Source organism: Streptomyces alkaliphilus (genome assembly GCF_014141535.1).
Taxonomy (GTDB): Bacteria; Actinomycetota; Actinomycetes; order Streptomycetales; family Streptomycetaceae; genus Streptomyces; species Streptomyces alkaliphilus.
In genome coordinates, this window is sequence record NZ_VKHT01000463.1 from 1 (window position 1) to 3,999 (window position 3,999).

Here is a 3,999-nt window from a genome sequence, read left to right on the forward strand (position 1 = left end):
GCCCTCCGCCTCCCGGCCGTCCCCCCCGGTCGCGGTCGCCGCGATCATCCGTTCCGCCGGCAGGGTGCTCCGGGTCCACTGGGGGGCCGCGGCGCCGCCCGGCCCGGGGGGCACCGGAATCGGCCCCGGGGCCCGCACCCCGGCGTTGTCCGGGGTGTCGCCGCGACGCGCCCCGTTGAACACCTCCAGGTCGAAGAAACCGGGCCTGCCCTGGCTGACGGTCATGAAGAGGTCCACCCTGCGCGGTCCCTCCTCCAGGTAGGGGGTCAGTGCCTCCTCCACGATCCCGTCGGTGAAGTCGCCCCAGCGCACCGGCAGGATCACGCCCTCCACGTGCGCGGTGCGACCGTCCGCCGTCCGCAGGGTGGTGCCGTGCAGGGCCAGGACGGCGGCGCCCGAGGGGTTGCCGCGACGGATGTCGCGGTCGAGCCCGAAGGGGTCGAAGCCGGTGATCACGATCCGCAGTCGATCCCCGCCTGCGGGCAGGCGGTTGCCCTCGATACCACGCGAGGCGCGTTCGAGGGCGGAGACCAGCGCCGTTCCGAGCGGATCTCCGGCGGGGCGGTATCCGCGCAGCACCCGGATCATGGCCAGCCGGGTCCAGTACAGGGGACGGTCGTCACCGTCGGTCTCCCGGGCACGGCGCGCGGCGTTGCGCCACAGACGGCGGCCGTGATCCCGCACGACGCGCAGGGCCCCCTCCTCGTCCTCCGCCGCGTCCAGGGCCTCGGTGAACGCGGTGACGGCGTCACCGTGCCCGCCGTGGCGCAGCACGCGGCCGGGTATCTCCCGGTCGAGCCGGGCCTCCTCGGCGAACTCTTCCGCTGTGATCCCGCTGTCGGTGCTCAACGCCTCTCCCGAGGGGTGTTCCGTGATGACGATGTGAAGGTCGGATGGCTCATCCGTATCAGGAAAGCGGGGAAATGGTCCCCCTCCTGCGCGAACCCGTTGCGGTGGTGTGGCCCCGTCGTATCCCGATCGAGCAGGGGAGCACCCCGGGTGTGGATCGCGCGGCGCCGGGCACGCGCCGATCCGGAGTCGCCCCGAGCGGGTCCGCTCCTTTCCGGGGCGGAATCGTTCGCCCCGGTGCGACCCGATCCATCCCGCTTCCGTGTCGGCCGATAAAAGCCGACCCGTGACGCGCCCTCTCCCCGAGCGGGACGTCGCAATTCTTTGCATAATCGGACATACAAACCCGATGGTGGTCACCGGTGGTCTTTCCGGCGCGTATGAACCCCCGGAACAAGGCGAAAATCAGCCAGTTTTCCTCGGGGGGAGTGTGAGAGGGGAATCGGGGCAACCGACAGACGACCGGTACACGTCATCACGAGAGGACATCTGTCATGGGCATCATCGCGTGGATCATCCTCGGCCTGATCGCCGGCGCCATCGCCAAGAAGGTGATGCCGGGCGACGGCCCCGGTGGCTTCATCGTCACCATCCTCCTGGGTATCGCGGGTGCCCTGCTCGGCGGATTCCTCGGCAGCGCGCTGTTCGGGGTGGACGCCGTGGACGGCTTCTTCGAGATCTCCACCTGGGTGGCGGCCATCATCGGAGCCGTCATCCTTCTCTTCCTCTACCAGCTGCTGACCGGCCGACGCTCGCGCGTCTGACCGACGCCCACCGGCGGCCCGTTTCTCACCCCGGGTCCCCCCACCCCCTCGGAGTTCCCTGGTGGCGCGGGTTCACCTGTGAACTGAAGAGGGAGAAGTGAGAATGGGCCACGGCCACCCCCACGGTCACGACCACCACGACGAAGGCCGGCCGCTGCCCGCCGCGATGGACGCCTCCATCCCGGACAGCGAACTGAGCCCCGAGCAGCTTTCCCGCCGCGGCATCCTCCGCCGCGTGGGGCCGCTGGGGGCGGGACTCGCCGGCGCGGGCGTTCTCGCCGGCGCCGGCGAGGCCTTCGCCGCCGCGGGGAACGGGGGTGCCGTCACGACCGGCACCGCCGCCGCGGCAGGCCCGCCGGGCCCGGACGGAAGCTGCTCTGGCCGGCGGGCGACCACCACATCCACACCCAGTACAGCTCCGACGCCCAGTACCGGGTCATCGACCAGGTCCGCAACGGCGTCCGTTACGGCCTCGACCGGTTGGTCATCACCGACCACGGGGGCCTGATCTCCGGCCTCGACGCCCGTCTGCGCGCCGGCGGCAACGGCAAGGGCGCCGGCAAGGCCGTCGGCGCCAAGGAGGTCACCCTCGGTGGCACCCTGCACGTCAAGCGCGGCAGTCGGGTCGAGCTGGTCATGGAGATCGCCCTGGCCAACGGGCCGAATCGGTCGCAGTTCGAGCCCACCCTCGCCCGGGTGGACGTCATCCGGGGCGCCGTCACCGGCCCCGTCCCCGACCGGGACGTCTTCACCACCCCGGACACCCGGGTGGTGCGGTCCTTCGACGTCAACCGCTCCCGCGGCTCGGTCACGCTGACGTACGACCTCGGGCCGGTGACGGAACCGCTGTACGTCCGGATGCGCGGCACCGACGGGAACCGCTCCCAGCCGGGCCTCAACGGGGCGCACATCGACCCCAACGGCCCCGCCCCGGACGTGGTGGGCGACGCCGACCCGTGGCGCGACCTGTGGTTCCACACCAACCCCATGTGGGTGCTGCCGGCATGACCGCCCCCGCCGCCCGGGTGATCGGGCTCGACATCGTCACCGCCGACATCCGGGCGGCGGACCACCTGCCGCACCGGTTGGCGGCCCGGCTCCCGCTGCCGGTCGGTACATGCCCTTCGACGTGCCCGATCCCCATCCCTGCTGCGCCGATCACGCCTGACCGGCGGGCGCCGCACGACGGACGCCGCGCGGAACGCGATCCGTTCCGCGCGGCGTCCCTTCCTCGCGTACCCGGGGGTTCCCGCCCCCGGCCCTCGATCAGCCGCCGCCGCGCGGGGCGGGCACGCCGAACCGCTCCAGCGTCCCCGGCAGCCGGGAGCCGAGGGGCGACATCCCGGTCTCCGCCGGCCCCCGATCCCCGGTCAGCCTGGCCAGGAGGTCCAGGGCCAGCCGACCGCGTCGCACCCGCTCGCGGGCCCCGGCCAGGGCCACCTCGCGCAACTGCCTCCCGTAGGGGTAGATGCCCGGCGCCCGGCTGAGCCCGAACTTCAGGTAGATCGGCGCTCCGCGTCGGATCAGCTCGGCGATCTCGTGCATCCGCACGTATCCGCCCAGGTCGTCCGGCGCCTCGAGATAGAGATCCAGCGGCACCCGGGAGACCCGGCGGACCTCCGTCAGGTGTTGGAGGGTGAGGTCGGAGGGGACGTTCACCGAGTCCCCGCCCAGCCGCTCGTACACGGCCACCGACGCCGGATTGACCGGCCCGATGAGGGCGGAGACCTTGAAGGTGGTGTCGGCGGGCAGGGCGCCCTCGGCCCGCATCCGGTGCAGCAGCCACAGCACCCCCTCGTCCGCCACCAACAGGCAGCGCACGCCCAGGGCGGTGGCGCGCAGCGCGTCCTCCACACAACCGGCCACCGCGTCGTGGCCCCGGGCGCGCGGCCCGGTGCCGCCCGAGTCGGTGCGGGTCCCGGCACCGATGTCCCAGGTGCCCCGGGGGCCGGTGAACAGGCACAGCTCCACGTCGGCGGCGGCACTGGCGGCCACCATGTCGGTGATCTCCTCGTCGGTCAGCATCCACACCCCGCTGCCCTGGCTGACGCGGTGCACCGGCACCTCCAGCGCGGCGGCCTCCTCCAGCACGACGCGCAGTGCCTCCGGGCCCTCGACGGAGGGTATCTCGGTGCGCCACCGACCCCCGTCGGGGAAGGTGTGGGGCGAGGAGTCGGCGGGATCGGCGACCGGCACGGGGTGACCGATCGCGGCGAGCGCGGTGTCGGCCGGTCGCGGCGGGGGAGTGGGGACGGTCTGTTCGGACACGGTGCTCCTGTTCGTGGACCGTACGGGATCGGCAGGTATCGACGAGTATCGACGGGTATCGACAGGTGGGGACGGGTATCGACAGGCATCGACAGGTGGGGACGGGTGGGGACGATGC

The 3,999-nt window shown here is 72.6% G+C and carries 3 protein-coding genes and 1 pseudogene; 2 read left to right on the forward strand and 2 right to left on the reverse strand.

Features of this window, described 5'->3' with window-relative positions:
• Nucleotides 1–849: pseudogene (locus FNQ90_RS14990) on the reverse strand (pyroglutamyl peptidase); the annotation flags it as partial.
• Nucleotides 850–1,343: 494 nt separating this feature from the next.
• Between FNQ90_RS14990 and FNQ90_RS14995 the strand changes: the two are divergent.
• Together FNQ90_RS14995 and FNQ90_RS15000 are read left to right on the forward strand one after the other, a co-directional pair.
• Nucleotides 1,344–1,613: a GlsB/YeaQ/YmgE family stress response membrane protein gene (locus FNQ90_RS14995; protein ID WP_182606841.1), complete on the forward strand. Its 270-nt coding sequence runs from the start codon at nt 1,344–1,346 to the stop codon at nt 1,611–1,613.
• A 480-nt stretch (nt 1,614–2,093) separates the two neighbouring features.
• The gene (locus FNQ90_RS15000) at nt 2,094–2,621 is read left to right on the forward strand and encodes a hypothetical protein (protein ID WP_267133056.1); all 528 of its coding nucleotides are present in this window, start codon (nt 2,094–2,096) and stop codon (nt 2,619–2,621) included.
• A gap of 258 nt (nt 2,622–2,879) precedes the next feature.
• On the opposite strand, the gene FNQ90_RS15005 is transcribed toward FNQ90_RS15000, so the two are convergent.
• Nucleotides 2,880–3,881 (reverse strand): hypothetical protein, encoded by a 1,002-nt coding sequence (locus FNQ90_RS15005; RefSeq protein ID WP_182606842.1) that lies wholly within the window; start codon nt 3,879–3,881, stop codon nt 2,880–2,882.
• Nucleotides 3,882–3,999: the final 118 nt, after the last annotated feature.